This is a genomic window from Caulobacter sp. (assembly GCF_039596335.1).
Taxonomy (GTDB): Bacteria; Pseudomonadota; Alphaproteobacteria; order Caulobacterales; family Caulobacteraceae; genus Caulobacter.
In genome coordinates this window covers 148,095-164,547 of record NZ_JBCNJZ010000010.1, presented here as the reverse complement: position 1 = coordinate 164,547, position 16,453 = coordinate 148,095, and the positions used below count along the sequence as shown (strand labels likewise).

Below are 16,453 nucleotides of genomic sequence, written 5' to 3'. Positions count from 1 at the left end.
CCTACTGCTGCACCGGCCGCAGGTCGCCCGCACCCTCCGGCTGGGCGTCGCGCGGGGCCGCGCCGGACGATGGGCCGCCCGTCTCGGTGATCAGGTTGATCTTGTTGAAGCCGGCGTTCGACAGGCCGGCCATAACCTGGGCCACGACCGAATAGGTCGCGCCGCCGTCAGCGCGGACGAACAAAGGCTTGTCATAACCGTCGCCGGCGATGGCGCTGATGCGCGGGGCCAGGTTCTCGAACGGGATCTCGGTCTCGCCCACGAAGATCTTGCCCTCGCGGTTGATCGACACCGTGATCGGCTCTTCCTGGTTCTGCAGGGCCGCGGCCTCGGTCTTGGGCAGCTCCAGCGGCACGCCGGCGGTCAGCAGCGGGGCGCTGATCATGAAGATGATCAGCAGCACCAGCATGACGTCGACCAGCGGGGTGACGTTGATCTCGGACAGGGCGCCCTTGCCGCGGCGGCCGCGACGGCGACCGCGACGACCACCGCCCGTGGCGAAGGCGTCGTTGGAGGACATCGCCATGGGATCAGCCCCGCTCGGCCAGGCGACGCTGGATCGCGGTCGACAGGTCGTCGGCGAAGCCTTCCAGGCGGCCGGCGTACTTGCCCGCGTCGGTCGAGAACTTGTTGTAGGCGATATAGGCCGGGATGGCGGCGATCAGGCCGACGGCCGTGGCGAACAGGGCCTCGGCGATCGACGGGGCCACGACGGCCAGCGAAGTGTTCTTCGACAGGGCGATGCTCTGGAAGGCGTGCATGATGCCCCACACTGTGCCGAACAGGCCGATGAACGGGCTGGCGGTGGCGACGATGGCCAGGCTGCCCAGGCCTTCCTCGACCTTGGCGTTCTCGCGGGCGATCTGGGCGTCCAGGATGCGGTCGATGCGGGCGATCAGGAAACCGGCCTGGTTCTCGCTCATCGCGCCCTTGGCCTTGGCGTCGCGCCATTCCTTCAGCGCCGCCTGCAGCATGCGCGGCAGGGCGTGGCGCGGGTTGGCGCCGGCCTCGCCCGCGACGTCCTCCAGCGAACGGCCGCCCGAGACCTGCTCCTCGAAGCGGTCAGCGGCGCGGTTCAGGGTCTGGAAGCGGAACAGCTTGTCCAGGATCACGGCCCAAGAGCCCAGGGACGCCAGAATGAGGCCGATCATGACCCCTTTGACGACCCAGTCGGCCTGCATGAACAGGGCGAAGAACGAGAAATTGGCGGCGGGGGCCGAGGCGTCCATGCGGGATAAGGCTCCGTTGGGGCGTCTGATCAGAACTGAGAAGCGCCGTATGGCATGAAGCGACGCTTGGGTGAAACTATGACAAACTTAGAGGGATCCGAAAAAAGCTGACGTTCGTCTTACGAGCCAGCCTTCTAGCCTTCGGGCGCCTCGGCCAGCCACGGCGCCAGCTGCGCCAGCATCTGGGCGGTGGGGCGGCGCGGCCGGCCCGACAGGCTGATGCACACCGCCTCGCCCTTGGCCTCCAACACGACGTCGGCGCCGCGGGTGATCCTCTGGGTCACGAACAGGCGCGGCCCCTTCACCCTGTCGTAGGTGGTGCGCACCACCAGGGCGTCGTCGATCCGCGCCGAGCGCTTGAAGTCCAGCTCAAGGCGAATGATCGCAAACGCGGTGTCCTGCGTCGCCAGCTCGGTGTGCGAGATCCCCACCATCCGGAAGAAGTCGCTGCGCCCGCGCTCCATGTAGCGCAGGTAATTGGCGTGATAGACGATCCCCGAGAAGTCGGTGTCCTCGTAATAGATCCGCACGGGCAGCTGATGCTCGCGTCCGTCGAAGACGCCGGCGGTAGGGTCGGGCGGGGTCGTCATGAGGCCGGTTTAGCTCGCTTCGTCCACGAGGTCACCGGGCCTCCGCCGTGTCCGTCCCGCCAATCCGATCGAAAGCAGCCAGCCGAGCACCGGCGCGGCTCCCGCGCCGATCACTGGCGCGGGGTAGTTGGCGACCAAGTTAGCTAGGATGAAACCGGCCCATGCGGCGGCCAGGGCGTGGGTCTCGGGCGCGCGGCGACGCCACAGGATGGCCGTTGGGATCATCAGTTGCGCCAGCATGGCCAAGGCGCCCAGGGTCGGCGAGGCTTCCAGGGCGCGCCAAATCACCAGCTCGACATGGTCCACCGCCGGCAGCGGATCGGGACGGCTGAGCGCCCAGCCCAGGCCGACGGCGCCGATCGCGACCAGGACCGCGCCCCACGGGCGCTTGCTCCGGTCGACCATGGCCACGGCCCCCAGTCCCAGGGTCAGGGCCAGCACGGCGGCGGCGTCGGGCTGGAGCGCCAGCACCGCCAGGGTCGCGGCGAGCGGAATGACGGCGACGGCGTCCAGGCGTTGGGCGGCGGTCCAAACCGCCAGCGGAACCAGCAGCGAGGCGGCGTGCAGCTGCAGCGGACCGATGGCCAGCCATCGCCGGACGCCCTCCAGGGGCGCGCCGGCCAGCAGCACGAAGGCCTCGACCGCCAGGACCAGCGTCAGCAGGACCAGGGCGAAGATTCGTCCTGGCGGTCGGACCAGCCAGGCTGCGACCAGCGCGGCCAACGCCCCGAACACGCCGGCGGCGACTTGCAGGATCATCGCCGAACGCGGGCCGCCGGCCACATGGATGGCCACCACCGACACCGTCAAGGTGGCCACGACCTGCAGAACGACGACGATGGTGCGCATGGCTTAACCGTCGAACAACCCGCCCTGCCCTTGCGGCGCGGCGGGTGGGGTCAGGCCCAGGTGTAGATAGGCCTTGCCGCAGGCAATGCGACCGCGGGGGGTGCGTTGGATGAAGCCCTGCTGCATCAGATAGGGCTCGATGACGTCCTCGACGGCGTCGCGGGCCTCGGCGATGGCGTAGGCGATGGTCTCGACGCCGGCCGGGCCGCCGCCATAGTGCTCGATCAGGGCGCGCAGGTAGCGGCGGTCCAGGCTGTCGAGGCCGACCTCGTCGACCTCCAGACGCGCCAGGGCCATGGCGGCGGCCTTGCGGTCGATGACGCTCGCGCCGTCGGCGGTGGCGAAGTCGCGGACCCGGCGCAGCAGGCGGCCGGCGACGCGCGGCGTGCCCCGGGCGCGGGCGGCGATCTCGGCCGCGCCATCGTCCGACAGCGGCGCCCCCATCTTGCGGGCGGCGTGCAGCAGGACGTGCTGCAGCTCGGCGTGGGTATAGAACTCCAGGCGAATGGGAATGCCGAAGCGGTCGCGCAGCGGCGTCGCCAGCATCCCCGCCCGCGTCGTCGCCGCCACCAGGGTGAAGGGCGCGAGATCGATGCGGATCGAGCGCGCCGAAGGCCCCTCGCCGATCACCAGGTCCAGCACGTGGTCCTCCATGGCCGGATAGAGGATCTCCTCGACGTTCGAGGACAGGCGATGGATCTCGTCGATGAACAGGACGTCGTTCGGCTCGAGATTGGTCAGGATCGCGGCCAGGTCGCCGGGCTTGTTCAGCACCGGGCCCGAGGTGGCGCGGAAGTTCACCCCCAACTCGCGGGCGACGATCTGGGCCAGGGTGGTCTTGCCCAGGCCCGGCGGGCCGAACAGCAGCACATGGTCCAGGGACTCGCCCCGGCCCTTGGCGGCCTCAATGAAGATGCGGAGGTTGCCCTTGGCCTGCTCCTGACCAACGAACTCGGCCAGGGTCTGGGGTCGCAGGGCGCGATCGGTGGCCGGGACCTGATCGCCGTGCTGCTGATCGCCGGAGATGATCCGGGTCACCGGCCAAGCTCCTGCAGGCCCGCCTTGATCAGCGCCTGGACAGTGGCCTCGTCGCCAAGCTGGATGGCGGCGGCTTCGACGACGCGGCGAGCGTTCACTTCGGCCACGCCCAGGCCCATCAGGGCGGCGACGGCGTCGCCGGTCGGGGCGGGCTTGGCCGGCGCGGCCTTGGTCGCGGTCGGGGCGGTCATCAGCACCGGCCCATCGGTGATCGGCTTGTCCTTCAGCTCGGTGACGATGCGCAAAGCCAGCTTGGGACCCACACCGCTGGCGCGACCGACGGCGGCCTTGTCCTCGCGCGCCACGGCCGAGGCCAGCTCGGCCGGCGACAGCACGTCCAGCACTGCCATGGCCGCCTTGGGGCCGACACCCTGGATGGCCTGCAGCAGCACGAAGGCGCGGCGGTCCTCGCGGGTCCCGAAGCCGTAGAGGCGCAGGCCCGCGCTCTCGCTCCACTGGCTCTCGATGTGCAGCAGTGTCTCCTCGCCCAGGGCCGGCAGGCGCTGCAGGGTGCGCTGGCCGCAGCGGACGACATAGCCGACGCCCATGACGTCGATCAGGGCCTCTTCCTCGCCGACCTCGGCGACGGCGCCGCGCAGTCTTCCAATCATAGCTTTTTGGCGATCATGCCACCCTCCTGGCGGTGCGGGCGTGGGCGTGGGCGATGGCGACCGCCAGCGCATCGGCCGCGTCGGCGGTCGGCGAGCCGGCGTTGGGCAGGATGCGGGCGATCATGAAGGCGATCTGGGCCTTGTCGGCGCCGCCGGTCCCGACCACCGCCTTCTTGACCATGGCGTTGGAATATTCGGCCACGAGAAGACCGGCTCGGGCGGGCGCGATCATGGCGGCGGCGCGGGCGTGGCCCAGCTTCAGGGTCGACTGGGCGTTGGTGTTGACGAAGGTCTCCTCGACCGCCGCCTCGTCGGGCGCGTATTGGTCGATCACCGCGCAGACGCCCTCGAACAGGGTCAGCAGGCGGTCGGAAAAGGCGGCCTTCTCGTCGGGCGCGATGACGCCGTGGGCCACGTGCGTCACCCGCGAGCCCAGCACGGAAACGACGCCCCAGCCGGTGCGTCGGAGGCCAGGATCCAGGCCCAGGATGCGAATCGCGTTCATCATGTGTTCTCGCACCATCCTCGGTTCCGCCCCCGAGGAAAAGCCCCGTCTTCCCTAACGATGGGTTAAGCCGGGCCTTAGCGAAGCGCTAAGAAAAGACTGGCTCGCCGGCCTCGACGGCGCGCATGCCGAACAGGCCCGACAGGATCAGGCGCTTGACCGCGGCGACGTCGACGCCGGTGCAGACCTCGGCGTTGGGCGCGCCGTCGATGCGCTCGATGCGGCCCAGGCGCTCGCCGTCGGTGACCACGCGCAGACGGGCGGGCTCGAAGGTGAAGAGCTCGGGCGCAACAAGGCTGGCGGCGGCCACCGCGTCGTGCGGCCGGCAGCCCTGCCCGCCCCAGACCTGGCGATGGAAGGCGATGTAGCCGCCGGCGGCCTTGGTCAGCCGCGCCGACAGCGGCGAGCCGCAGCACGTCGCGCCGTTGGACAGGTCGTCGGCGGTGATCTCGACCTGGTGACTGACGTCCAGCGGCATCAGGCGCGGCATGATCCCCGCCTCCAGCACCCGTTGGAGGGCTTCGGGATCGCTCCAGCTGTTGAAGTCGGCGCCGCCCTTGGCCTTGCCCTCGACGGCGAAGGCGCCGGCCATGATCGTGGGACGCCAGTCGCGGAAGGCGGCCGGGTCCTCCAGCAGGCTCTTGGCCAGGTTGGTCAGCGGTCCCAGGAACAGCCCGGCGACCTTGCGGCGGGCGGCGAAGGCCAGGAAATTGGCCGAGTGGCCGCGATCCAGCTCCGGCAACTTCCAGCGCTGCGAGAAGCCCGAGCCGTTCAGACCATCGACACCGTGGGCCGGGCGCATCCGCTCGACCCGGCGCTTGGCCAGGCCCGAACCGGCGCCGATATAGACCTCGGCCCCGCAGCCGGCGAGGCGCAGCACGCCACGAGCGTTGGCGGCGGCCTGGTCGACATAGGTGTTGCCGAACACGGCCGAGACCGAGACCACCTCCACGACCTGTCGCGCGCGGGCCATCAGGGCCAGCGCCAAGGCGTCGTCCACGCCGCAATCGGTGTCGATGTGAACCCGCAGGACCATGCGGCGCAGTCTAGCCCTGCCCAATGACAGGGAGAAGTGTGACGGCGAGAAGATCAGTCCTTACGGGGAAGAATATCGAACTCGACGATGCGAGGGTCCTCGCGCAGGCGATCGGCCACCGCCGACAGCGGCAGGGAGTCATTGCCCGAGAACATGCCCGAGATCTCGAAGGCCGCGCCGCCGTCGACCAACTGCTGGTCCAGCCGCGCGCCCTTCAGCTCGAAGCGCTCCAGCAGCGCCCTCAGCTCGACCTCGCCCAGAATGGTCTCGCGGCGCGAGCGCACGCGGATGTGGGCGAAGTTCTTCTGCGGCATGCGATGATCCAGGAACCGCGCGGCGCTGAGCATGACCAGGGTCAGCACCGTGCCCAGGGTCGCCAGGCCGTACAGTCCCACCCCGAACAGCGTGCCGATCGCCGAAGTGATCCACAGCGACGCGGCCGTGGTCAGGCCATGCACCGAAAAGCCCTGCTGGAAGATCACCCCGCCGCACAGGAAACCGACCCCGGTCAGCACGCCGTGCGCCATCCGCACCGGGTCGATCCGGACGACCTCCAGCGGGGTGTCGCTCATCCACCGCACCTGATGGACGGCGGCCAGCATGAGCAGGCACGAGGCCAGGGACACCAGGACGTGGGTGCGCAGCCCCGCCGGCCGGCTGCGATACTCGCGCTCGAGCCCGATGGCCCCGCCGGCGATCATCGCGCCGAGGATGGGCAGGTAGTCGTTGGGCGCCAGCATCCAATCCATGCCGGCTTTAACGGACGGGGAGCTTCAGCGATCCAACCAAGCCCTGTCATCCCGGGCGAAGACCCGGGACCGCCAGAAACTCGGAGCTTGCCGCGGTCCCGGCTCGGCGCGCTACGCGCTTGGCCGGGATGACAGGTCCTAGGCCAGGTAGGCGTCCAGGTTGCGCTTCACGCGGGCCATCACCGGCTCGTCCGCATCGGTGCGCTGGAAGGTCTGGCCGGTGATCGTCTCGAACGCCTCGATATAGACGTCGGAGGTCGACTGAATGATCGCCTCGGGGATCTCGGGGATCGGGTCGCTGTAGGGATCGCAGCGCTGGGCGACCCAGGCGCGGACAACGTCCTTGTCGAAGCTGTCCGGGCGCTCGCCGGCCTCGAAGCGGGCGTCGTAGGTGGCGGCCTTCCAGAAGCGGCTGCTGTCGGGGGTGTGGATCTCGTCGGCCAGCACGATGCGACCCTCGGCGTCCAGGCCGAACTCGTACTTGGTGTCGGCCAGGATCAGGCCGCGCTGGGCCGCGATCTCCTGGCCGCGCGCAAACAGGGCCAGGGCGTAAGCGCTCAACGTCTCCCACTGCTCGGCCGTCAGCAGGCCCTGCTCCAGGATCTGGGCGGGCGACAGCGGCGCGTCGTGGTCGCCGTCGGCGGCCTTGCTGGTGGGGGTCAGGATCGGCTGCGGCAGGCGCTGGTTGGCGCGCAGGCCGTCCGGCAGGGTCACGCCGTACATCTGGCGCTCGCCCTTGTTGTACAGCGTCAGGATCGAAGTCGAGGTCGTACCGGCGAGATAGCCGCGCACCACCAGCTCGACCGGCAGCATCTCCAGCCGCTGGCCGATCAGCACGTTGGGGTCGGGATAGGCCACGACGTGGTTGGGGCAGATGTCGGCGGTGGCGTCGAACCAGAAGCGCGCCGTCTGCGTCAGCACCTGGCCCTTGTACGGCACGGCGCACAGATTGCGGTCGAAGGCGCTGAGGCGGTCCGAGGCGACGATCACCCGGCGGCCGTCCGGCAGGTCGTAATTGTCCCGCACCTTGCCGCGATAGTGGTTGGGCAGGCCAGGAAGATCGACTTCCGCCAGGGCGTTCGAAAGGCTCAACGGAAGTCCTCGACCTTGGAAATGCAAAGAGGGGGAGACCGACCGGCCTCCCCCTTGGAAACTCAACCCAGCTTGGCCAGGTCTTCGTCGCTGATGTCTTCGTTCGAATAGACGGCCTGGACGTCGTCGTCCTCGTTCAGCAGGTCCAGCAGCTTCATCAGGGTGGCGACGCTGTCGCCGGTGACCGGCACTTCCATCTTCGGACGCCAGGCGATCTTGGTGTTGGTCGCCGGACCGAACTTGGCTTCCAGCGCTTCGGCGACCTCGTTCAGGCCCTCGAAGGCGGTGTAGATGGTGTGGCCTTCGCCTTCCTCGTCCATGTCCGAGGTGACGTCGTCTGCGCCGGCCTCGATGGCGGCTTCCATCATGTCGTCTTCCGACGCGGCCCTGGCCGGATAGCTGATCTGGCCGACGCGGTCGAAGTTGAAGGTCACCGAGCCCGAGGCGCCCATGTTGCCGCCTACCTTGGTGAAGTACGAGCGGACATTGGCGGCGGCGCGGTTCTTGTTGTCGGTCAGCACCTCGACGATGATGCCGACGCCGCCGGCGGCGACGCCCTCGTAGCGGATTTCCGAATAGTCGGCCGCGTCGCCCATCTGCGACTTCTTGATCGCGCGGTCGATGACGTCCTTGGGCAGGCTCTCGGCCTTGGCGTTGTTCACGGCCAGGCGCAGGCGCGGGTTCATGTTCGGGTCGGGCAGGCCGGCCTTGGCGGCCACGGTGATTTCCCGCGACAGCTTGGAGAACAGCTTGGAGCGCGCGGCGTCGGCGCGGCCCTTGCGGTGCATGATGTTCTTGAATTTCGAGTGGCCGGCCATTCGGGGGCTCTCTCTGTCTCTGATCTGAAAATGAAGTGTGGCGCTTCTAACGTCCGCGAGCGGGTTTTGTCACCCCCAAGGCCCGCCGCGCAGCTTGCGCGCCGCCACGGGATGGATATAGTTAGGCAACCACTTAAGCATTAGGGACCACCATGAGCCTGACGCTGCACGCCCACCCGCTGTCCTCGTTCTGCTGGAAGGTGCTGATCGGCCTCTACGAGAACGACACGCCGTTCCAGAACGCCATGGTCAATCTGGGCGATCCGGCCGGACGCGCGGCGTTCCTGGCGCTGTCGCCGATGGGCAAGATGCCGGCCCTGCACGACGACGCCCGCGACGAGACGGTCAACGAGACCAGCGTCATCCTCGACTATCTGGACGCCCATTATCCGGGCCGCGTCCGGTTCGTGCCTGCCAATCCGGACTTTGCCTGGCGGATGCGGTTCTGGGACCGGTTCTTCGACCACTATCTGCACCACCCGATGCAGCGGATCATTGCCGACCGCCTGCGGCCGGCGGACGTCAAGGACCCGTTCGGGGTCGACGAGGCCCGCGCCCAGCTGGCCCAGGCCTGCGATCATCTGGAGAGCATACTGGCCGACGGCCGCAGCTGGATGTGCGGCGACTTCGGCCTGGCCGACTGCGCGGCGATGCCGGCGCTGTTCTATGCCGACAAGGTCCAGGCGCTGGAGGGCCGCTGGCCCTCGTGCCTGGCCTATCTGGAACGGCTGAAGGCCCGGCCGTCGGTGCAGCGCGTGCTGACCGAGGCCGAGCCGTTCTTCCAGTACTTCCCGGCCGCTTGATGTTTAGCGGCGCGCTCGGGCGGCGAACCGCTCACACTTCGCCTAGCGCGCCTTAAGCGACCTCGAGTTGCACATCCACGTTGCCACGGGTCGCCTTCGAATAGGGGCAGACCTCGTGGGCGGTGTGCAGCAGCTTCAGGGCGGTGTCGCGGTCCAGGTCGGGCGCGTTCAGCTTCAGGCGCACGGCGATGTGGAAGCTGGTCTCGTCCTTGATCAGGTCGACTTCGCTGTCCAGGCTGTGCTCGCCCAGCTTGACGCCCTGATTGCGGGCCACGAGGCCCAGCGCGCCGAGGAAGCAGGCGCCATAGCCGGCCGCGAACAGCTGCTCGGGGTTGGTGCCGCTGCCGTCGCCGCCCAGCGCCTTGGGATAGCCCAGGGTCACGTCCAGATGGCCGTCGTCGGTCTTGGCGGTTCCCTGGCGGCCGCCCACGGCGTGGGCCTTGGCGGTATAGAGGGCGTCGGTCATGGCGAGTTCTCCCTTGGACTGGAAGACCATCTGAAACCGACCGCGTGACAGTCGCAAGCGGCAGCGTGACAAGCCGCTTGCCGCCGCCACATGTTAGCGCTACCAAGTGCTCGAACAACGAACACAATCGGGGAGACGACGCCGTGGGCGTGAGCGAATTCCTTCCGGAAGACTGGAAAACCGCGACCCTGCTGGGCCGCATGGACTTCGGCGAAGGTCCGACGCCGGTGATCGTGCGCGGCGGCCGCGTCGAGGATCTGTCGAAGATCGCCCCCACCCTCGCCGACCTGATGAACGCCTTCGGTCCCGGCGTGGAAATCCCGCGCGGCCAGGACAAGGGTCCGCTGGAAGACCTCGACATCCGCCCGGTCTGGGAAGACCGCGATGGCGCCGCGCCGGTGAAGCTGCTCGCCCCCGTCGACCTGCAGGTGCTCAAAGCCGCCGGCGTCACCTTTGCCGTCTCGACCCTGGAGCGGGTGATCGAAGAGCGGGCTCGCGGCGACGCCGCCGCCGCCCTGAAGATCCGCGAGCAGCTGTCCGAGAGCATGGGCGGCGACCTGCGCAGCGTGAACCCGGGCTCGGAAGGCGCCGAACGCCTGAAGCAGACCCTGATCAAGGACGGCCTCTGGTCGCAGTACCTGGAAGTCGCCATCGGCCCCGACGCCGAGATCTTCACCAAGGGCCCGACGCTGTCGTCGATGGGCTGGGGCGATCAGGTCGGCGTGCGCAGCGACAGCCACTGGAACAACCCCGAGCCGGAAGTCGTGCTGCTGTGCGATGGCGAAGGCCGTATCCGCGGCGCCTCGCTGGGCAACGACGTCAACCTGCGCGACTTCGAGGGCCGCTCGGCCCTGCTGCTCAGCAAGGCCAAGGACAACAACGCCTCGGCCTCGATCGGTCCGTTCTTCCGCCTGTTCGACGCCACCTTCGCGCTGGACGACGTCCGCTCGGCCGAGGTCGAGCTGAAGATCACCGGCCGCGACAACTTCGTGCTCGACGGCAAGTCGAACATGAGCCTGATCAGCCGCGACCCGGCCGTGCTGGCCGGCCAGGCCTATGGCAAGCAGCACCAGTATCCGGACGGCTTCGTGCTGTTCCTGGGCACCATGTTCGCGCCGATCCAGGATCGCGACACCCCCGGCCAGGGCTTCACCCACAAGGTCGGCGACCGCGTCCGCGTCTCGACCCCCAAGCTGGGCGTGCTCGAGAACGAAGTCACCACCTGCGACCAGGCCAAGCCGTGGACCTTCGGTCTGACGGCCCTGATCCGCAACCTGGCCGGCCGCGGCCTCCTCTAATTCAAGGAACTCGGCACATGACCGACACCCTGCGCCACTATATCGGCGGCGAACGCGTCGCCGCCGACGCCCCGGCCGAGAGCCTGAACCCGTCCAACACCAACGACGTCGTCGCCAAAGTCCCCATGGGCGGCCAGGCCGAGGTCGACGCCGCCGTCGACGCGGCCAAGAAGGCCTTCCCCTCGTGGTCGGAAGCCTCGCCGGAAGTCCGCTCGGACCTTCTCGACAAAGTGGGCTCGACCATCATCGCCCGCAGCGCCGACATCGGTAAGCTGCTGGCCCGCGAAGAGGGCAAGACGGTTGCGGAAGGCGTCGGCGAGACCGTCCGCGCTGGCCGCATCTTCAAGTACTTCGCCGGCGAGGCCCTGCGTCGCCACGGCCAGAACCTGGAAAGCACCCGTCCGGGCGTGGAAGTGCAAACCTACCGTCAGGCCGTCGGCGTGTTCGGCCTGATCACGCCGTGGAACTTCCCGATCGCCATCCCGGCCTGGAAGGCCGCGCCGGCCCTGGCGTTCGGCAACACGGTGGTCATCAAGCCGGCCGGCCCGACGCCTGCCACCGCCAACGTCCTCGCTGACATCATGCAGGAGTGCGGCGCGCCCGCCGGCGTGTTCAACATGCTGTTCGGCCGCGGCTCGATGGGCGACGCCCTGATCAAGCACAAGGACGTCGACGGCGTCTCGTTCACCGGCTCGCAGGGCGTGGGCGCGCAGGTCGCCGCCGCCGCCGTGGCCCGCCAGGCCCGCGTGCAGCTGGAGATGGGCGGCAAGAACCCGCTGATCATCCTGGACGACGCCGACCTGGAACGCGCCGTCGCCATCGCCCTGGACGGTTCGTTCTTCGCCACCGGCCAGCGCTGCACCGCCAGCTCGCGCCTGATCGTCCAGGACGGCATCCACGACAAGTTCGTGGCCCTGTTGGCCGAGAAGGTCGCCGCCCTGCGCGTCGGCGATGCGCTGGACCCCAACACCCAGATCGGCCCGGCGGTCTCCGAAGACCAGATGGAGACCAGCTACAAGTACATCGACATCGCCAAGGGCGAAGGCGGCCGCCTGGTCACCGGCGGTGACCGCTTGAAGCTGGACAACCCCGGCTGGTACGTGCAGCCGACCCTGATCGCTGACACCCAAGCCGGCATGCGGATCAACAACGAGGAGGTCTTCGGCCCCGTCGCCTCGACCATCCGCGTCGGCTCGTATGAGGAAGCCCTGGAGATCGCCAACGGCGTCGAGTTCGGCCTGTCGGCCGGCATCGCCACCTCGTCGCTGAAGTACGCCCGTCACTTCCAGCGCAACGCCAAGGCCGGCATGACCATGGTCAACCTGGCCACGGCCGGCGTCGACTATCACGTGCCCTTCGGCGGCACGAAGAGCAGCTCGTATGGCGCGCGTGAGCAAGGCTTCGCCGCAGTCGAGTTCTTCACCCAGACCAAAACCTCGTACTCGTGGTCGTGAGCCGAATGACCTCTGCCATCTATCCCAGCCTGAAGGGCAAGCGCGTCGTCGTCACCGGCGGCGGCAGCGGCATCGGCGCGGGCCTGACCATCGGCTTCGCCCGCCAGGGCGCCGAGGTGATCTTCCTCGACATTGCCGATGAAGACTCCAAGGCCCTGGAAGCCGAGCTGGCCGGCTCGCCGATCCCGCCGGTCTACAAGCGCTGCAACCTGATGGACCTGGACGAGGTCAAGTCGGTGTTCGCGGCCATCGGCGACGTCGACGTGCTGGTCAACAACGCCGGCAACGACGACCGCCACAAGCTGGGCGACGTCACCCCGGCCTATTGGGACGAGCGGATCAACGTCAATCTGCGCCACATGCTGTTCTGCACCCAGGCCGTCGCGCCGGGGATGAAGGCGCGCGGCGGCGGTGCGGTGATCAACTTCGGCTCGATCAGCTGGCACCTCGGCCTAGAGGATCTCGTCCTCTACGAGACCGCCAAGGCCGGCATCGAGGGCATGACCCGGGCCCTGGCTCGCGAGCTGGGCCCCGACGACATCCGCGTCACCTGCGTGGTGCCGGGCAACGTCAAAACCAAGCGCCAGGAAAAGTGGTACACGCCGGAAGGCGAGGCCGAGATCGTCAAGGCGCAATGCCTGAAAGGGCGTATCGTCCCCGAGAACGTCGCCTCGCTGGTGCTGTTCCTGGCCTCGGACGACGCGGCGCTGTGCACCGGCCACGCATACTGGATCGACGCCGGCTGGCGTTGACGCTTCAAAACTGTCATCCCGGCCCAGCGCGAAGCGCGCCGAGCCGGGACCACGGCCCGCGCTGAGCATCCGGAGGTCCCGGCTCTCCGCTACGCTTCGGTCGGGATGACAGAGGAATTGATGGAATGACGACCGCTCAAGTCACCTGCGTCTGGGATCTGAAGGCCACGCTGGGCGAAGGCCCCATGTGGCATGACGGCGTGCTGTGGTTCGTGGACATCAAGGGCCACAAGATCCACCGCTACGAGCCGGTCAGCGGCGAAGCACACGCCTTCAACCTTCCCGAGCCGGTGACCTTCCTGGCCCCGCTGGCCGACAGCCCGCACTTCATCATCGGCATGAAGTCGGGCCTCTACCGCTTCCACCCGGCCCTGGGGCTGCAGCTGGTGATCCAGGTCGAGGACGCGGCGCTGGACAATCGTCCGAACGACGCGACCGTCGACGCCAACGGCCGCCTGTGGTTCGGCACCATGCACGACGGCGAGACCGAGAAGACCGGCTCGCTGTATCGGATGGACGCCGAAGGCGTGGCGCGGATGGACAAGGACATCTGCATCACCAACGGCCCCTGCGTGTCGCCGGACGGCAAGACCTTCTACCACACCGACACCCTGGAAAAGATCATCTGGGCCTATGATTTGTCGCCGCTGGGCGTGCTGTCGAACAAGCGGGTCTTCGTGCGGATGAGCATCGACGACGTCTATCCGGACGGCTCGGTGGTCGACAGCGAAGGCCATCTGTGGACGGCCCTGTGGGGCGGTGGCGCCGTGATCCGCATCTCGCCCGCCGGCGAGGTCGTGCACCGCATCGAACTGCCGGCCCCCAATGTCACCAAGGTGGCCTTCGGCGGCGCCGACCTGAAGACCCTCTACATCACCACCGCCCGCAAGGGCCTGAGCGACGAAACCCTGGCCCAGTACCCGCTGGCCGGCGGCCTGTTCGCCGTTCCGGTCCATGTCGCCGGCCAACCCCAGCACGAGGTCCGCCTTGCCTAATCGCACGCCCCGCCGGTTCCGGTCCCGCGATTGGTTCGATAATCCCGACCATATCGACATGACCGCGCTCTATCTGGAGCGCTTCATGAACTACGGGATCACGCCGGAGGAGCTGCGCAGCGGCAAGCCGATCATCGGCATCGCCCAGACCGGCAGCGACATCTCGCCGTGCAACCGCATCCACCTCGACCTGGTGGCGCGGGTGCGCGACGGGATTCGCGACGCGGGTGGGATTCCGATGGAGTTTCCGGTCCACCCGATCTTCGAGAACTGCCGTCGCCCGACGGCGGCGCTGGACCGGAACCTCTCCTATCTGGGTCTCGTCGAGACCCTGCACGGCTATCCGATCGACGCCGTGATCCTGACCACGGGCTGCGACAAGACCACGCCGGCCGGCATCATGGCCGCCACGACGGTCAACATCCCGGCCATGGTGCTGTCGGGCGGTCCGATGCTGGACGGCTGGCACGACGGCGAGCTGGTCGGCTCGGGCACGGTGATCTGGCGCTCGCGCCGCAAGCTGGCCGCCGGCGAGATCGACGAAGCCGAGTTCATCGAGCGCGCCGCCTCCTCGGCCCCCTCTGCCGGCCACTGCAACACCATGGGCACGGCCTCGACCATGAACGCGGTCGCCGAGGCCCTGGGCCTGTCGCTGACCGGCTGTGCGGCCATCCCCGCCCCCTACCGCGAGCGTGGCCAGATGGCCTATCGCACGGGCCAGCGCATCGTCGACCTGGCCTATGAGGACATCAAGCCGAAGGACATTCTGACCAAGAAGGCCTTCGAGAACGCCATCGCCCTGGTGGCGGCGGCCGGCGGCTCGACCAACGCCCAGCCGCACATCGCGGCCATGGCCCGCCATGCCGGTCTGGAAGTCACAGCCGACGACTGGCGCGCGGCCTACGACATCCCGCTGATCGTCAACATGCAGCCGGCCGGCAAGTATCTGGGCGAGCGCTTCCACCGGGCCGGCGGCGCGCCGGCCGTCCTGTGGGAGCTGCTGCAGCAGGGCCGCCTGCACGGCGACGTGCTGACCGTGACCGGCAAGACCATGGCCGAGAACCTGGAAGGTCGCGAGACGTCCGACCGCGAGGTGATCTTCCCCTACGACCAGCCGCTGACCGAGAAGGCCGGCTTCCTGGTGCTGAAGGGCAATCTGTTCGACTTCGCGATCATGAAGGCCAGCGTCATCGGCGCCGACTTCCGCGAGCGCTACCTGTCCCAGCCCGGCCAGGAAGGCGTGTTCGAAGCCCGGGCCATCGTGTTCGACGGCTCGGACGACTATCACCACCGGATCAACGACCCGGCGCTGAACATCGACGAAACCTGCATCCTGGTGATCCGCGGCGCGGGTCCGATCGGCTGGCCCGGCTCGGCCGAGGTGGTCAACATGCAGCCGCCGGATCACCTGCTGAAGAAGGGCATCATGTCCCTGCCGACGCTGGGCGACGGCCGTCAGTCGGGCACCGCCGACAGCCCTTCGATCCTGAACGCCTCCCCCGAGAGCGCCGTCGGCGGCGGCCTGTCGTGGCTGCGCACCGGCGACACGATCCGCATCGACATCAACACCGGCCGCTGCGACGCGCTGGTGGACGAGGCGACGATCGCCGCGCGCAAGGCTGAGGGCGTCCCCGCGGTACCGGAGACCATGACGCCCTGGCAGGAGATCTACCGCGCCCACACCGGCCAGCTGGAAACCGGCGGCGTGCTGGAGTTCGCCGTGAAGTACCAGGACCTGGCCGCCAAGCTGCCGCGCCACAACCACTGACGCAGCGGCCAACAGGCGCATGAATAAGAGACGCCGCGGCGGCCGAAGGGCCCGCCGCGGCGTTTTCATTTGTAGGCGTAAAGCTGTCTACTGCCCCTCTGAGCGTGACGAAGCCCCCAGGGTTGTCACTACAAAAGACCTCAAAAGGTGAGCTTGACCGTTACCAGCTGTTAAGAGGTGGCGCGAAATTCCACCCAAAATCAACTTAGAGTTGATAATTATAGTAAACACCCGCTAGGCAAGGAAATACGTTAAGCAAAGGTTAACAAACCTGCAGTCAATTGTAAAATTCCCCCTTAGGGCGAACCCAAAATAGGTAGTATAACGGAGGCCTCGAAGCGAACTTATCCTCAGCGCCGCCAAGATGTTAACCTTCAACCGTCTGCAAAGCGAAGGACGC

General features: G+C 68.1%; 18 protein-coding genes. 6 read left to right on the top strand and 12 right to left on the bottom strand.

Annotated elements, in window-relative coordinates; genetic code table 11:
• Position 1 precedes the first annotated feature (1 nt).
• The 11 genes from ABDW31_RS20885 to ABDW31_RS20835 form a co-directional block, all read right to left on the bottom strand.
• Positions 2 to 526, bottom strand: coding sequence for a biopolymer transporter ExbD (locus ABDW31_RS20885; protein ID WP_184722469.1), 525 nt, complete (start codon positions 524 to 526; stop codon positions 2 to 4).
• Between the two features lie 4 nt (positions 527 to 530).
• Positions 531 to 1,229, bottom strand: a complete 699-nt coding sequence (tolQ, locus tag ABDW31_RS20880) for a protein TolQ (RefSeq protein ID WP_184722471.1) — start codon at positions 1,227 to 1,229, stop codon at positions 531 to 533.
• Positions 1,230 to 1,363: 134 nt separating this feature from the next.
• Complete coding sequence (locus ABDW31_RS20875) at positions 1,364 to 1,819, bottom strand: YbgC/FadM family acyl-CoA thioesterase (RefSeq protein WP_184722473.1); 456 nt, start codon at positions 1,817 to 1,819, stop codon at positions 1,364 to 1,366.
• Between the two features lie 9 nt (positions 1,820 to 1,828).
• Positions 1,829 to 2,668: an FtsW/RodA/SpoVE family cell cycle protein gene (locus ABDW31_RS20870; RefSeq protein ID WP_184722475.1), complete on the bottom strand. Its 840-nt coding sequence runs from the start codon at positions 2,666 to 2,668 to the stop codon at positions 1,829 to 1,831.
• A 3-nt stretch (positions 2,669 to 2,671) separates the two neighbouring features.
• Complete coding sequence (gene ruvB, locus ABDW31_RS20865) at positions 2,672 to 3,706, bottom strand: Holliday junction branch migration DNA helicase RuvB (protein WP_184722477.1); 1,035 nt, start codon at positions 3,704 to 3,706, stop codon at positions 2,672 to 2,674.
• Positions 3,703 to 4,317 (bottom strand): Holliday junction branch migration protein RuvA, encoded by a 615-nt coding sequence (gene ruvA / locus ABDW31_RS20860; RefSeq protein WP_184722479.1) that lies wholly within the window; start codon positions 4,315 to 4,317, stop codon positions 3,703 to 3,705. The genes ruvB and ruvA overlap by 4 nt, the downstream gene beginning before the upstream one ends.
• Positions 4,318 to 4,330: 13 nt before the next feature.
• The gene (gene ruvC, locus ABDW31_RS20855; RefSeq protein ID WP_184724195.1) at positions 4,331 to 4,837 is read right to left on the bottom strand and encodes a crossover junction endodeoxyribonuclease RuvC; all 507 of its coding nucleotides are present in this window, start codon (positions 4,835 to 4,837) and stop codon (positions 4,331 to 4,333) included.
• A 73-nt stretch (positions 4,838 to 4,910) separates the two neighbouring features.
• A complete protein-coding gene (locus ABDW31_RS20850; protein ID WP_184722482.1) occupies positions 4,911 to 5,858 on the bottom strand; it encodes a nucleoside hydrolase in 948 nt (315 codons plus the stop codon).
• A 53-nt stretch (positions 5,859 to 5,911) separates the two neighbouring features.
• Positions 5,912 to 6,607 carry an MgtC/SapB family protein gene (locus tag ABDW31_RS20845; RefSeq protein ID WP_343699488.1) on the bottom strand — a complete coding sequence of 232 codons (696 nt, stop codon included), beginning with the start codon at positions 6,605 to 6,607 and terminating at the stop codon, positions 5,912 to 5,914.
• A gap of 138 nt (positions 6,608 to 6,745) precedes the next feature.
• The gene (locus ABDW31_RS20840; protein ID WP_184722488.1) at positions 6,746 to 7,726 is read right to left on the bottom strand and encodes a phosphoribosylaminoimidazolesuccinocarboxamide synthase; all 981 of its coding nucleotides are present in this window, start codon (positions 7,724 to 7,726) and stop codon (positions 6,746 to 6,748) included.
• A 35-nt stretch (positions 7,727 to 7,761) separates the two neighbouring features.
• On the bottom strand, positions 7,762 to 8,517 hold the full coding sequence (locus ABDW31_RS20835; protein WP_184722491.1) for a YebC/PmpR family DNA-binding transcriptional regulator: 756 nt from the start codon (positions 8,515 to 8,517) through the stop codon (positions 7,762 to 7,764).
• A 152-nt stretch (positions 8,518 to 8,669) separates the two neighbouring features.
• Here ABDW31_RS20835 and ABDW31_RS20830 point away from each other — a divergent pair, with 152 nt between their 5' ends.
• Positions 8,670 to 9,320, top strand: a complete 651-nt coding sequence (locus ABDW31_RS20830) for a glutathione S-transferase family protein (RefSeq protein WP_184722494.1) — start codon at positions 8,670 to 8,672, stop codon at positions 9,318 to 9,320.
• 52 nt (positions 9,321 to 9,372) lie between these two features.
• Here ABDW31_RS20830 and ABDW31_RS20825 read toward each other — a convergent pair whose 3' ends face one another.
• A complete protein-coding gene (locus tag ABDW31_RS20825; protein WP_184722497.1) occupies positions 9,373 to 9,786 on the bottom strand; it encodes an organic hydroperoxide resistance protein in 414 nt (137 codons plus the stop codon).
• 143 nt (positions 9,787 to 9,929) lie between these two features.
• Between ABDW31_RS20825 and ABDW31_RS20820 the strand changes: the two genes are divergently transcribed.
• The 5 genes from ABDW31_RS20820 to xylD all read left to right on the top strand — a co-directional run bounded on the left by ABDW31_RS20820 (position 9,930) and on the right by xylD (position 16,053).
• Positions 9,930 to 11,084 carry a fumarylacetoacetate hydrolase family protein gene (locus tag ABDW31_RS20820; RefSeq protein WP_184722500.1) on the top strand — a complete coding sequence of 385 codons (1,155 nt, stop codon included), beginning with the start codon at positions 9,930 to 9,932 and terminating at the stop codon, positions 11,082 to 11,084.
• Between the two features lie 17 nt (positions 11,085 to 11,101).
• On the top strand, positions 11,102 to 12,538 hold the full coding sequence (locus tag ABDW31_RS20815; RefSeq protein ID WP_184722503.1) for an aldehyde dehydrogenase family protein: 1,437 nt from the start codon (positions 11,102 to 11,104) through the stop codon (positions 12,536 to 12,538).
• A 5-nt stretch (positions 12,539 to 12,543) separates the two neighbouring features.
• Positions 12,544 to 13,290 (top strand): D-xylose 1-dehydrogenase, encoded by a 747-nt coding sequence (xylB, locus tag ABDW31_RS20810; protein WP_184722506.1) that lies wholly within the window; start codon positions 12,544 to 12,546, stop codon positions 13,288 to 13,290.
• A 125-nt stretch (positions 13,291 to 13,415) separates the two neighbouring features.
• Complete coding sequence (locus ABDW31_RS20805; protein ID WP_184722509.1) at positions 13,416 to 14,285, top strand: SMP-30/gluconolactonase/LRE family protein; 870 nt, start codon at positions 13,416 to 13,418, stop codon at positions 14,283 to 14,285.
• Complete coding sequence (gene xylD / locus ABDW31_RS20800) at positions 14,278 to 16,053, top strand: xylonate dehydratase XylD (protein ID WP_184722512.1); 1,776 nt, start codon at positions 14,278 to 14,280, stop codon at positions 16,051 to 16,053. Before ABDW31_RS20805 ends, xylD begins: the two co-directional genes overlap by 8 nt.
• The last annotated feature ends 400 nt before the right edge of the window (positions 16,054 to 16,453 follow it).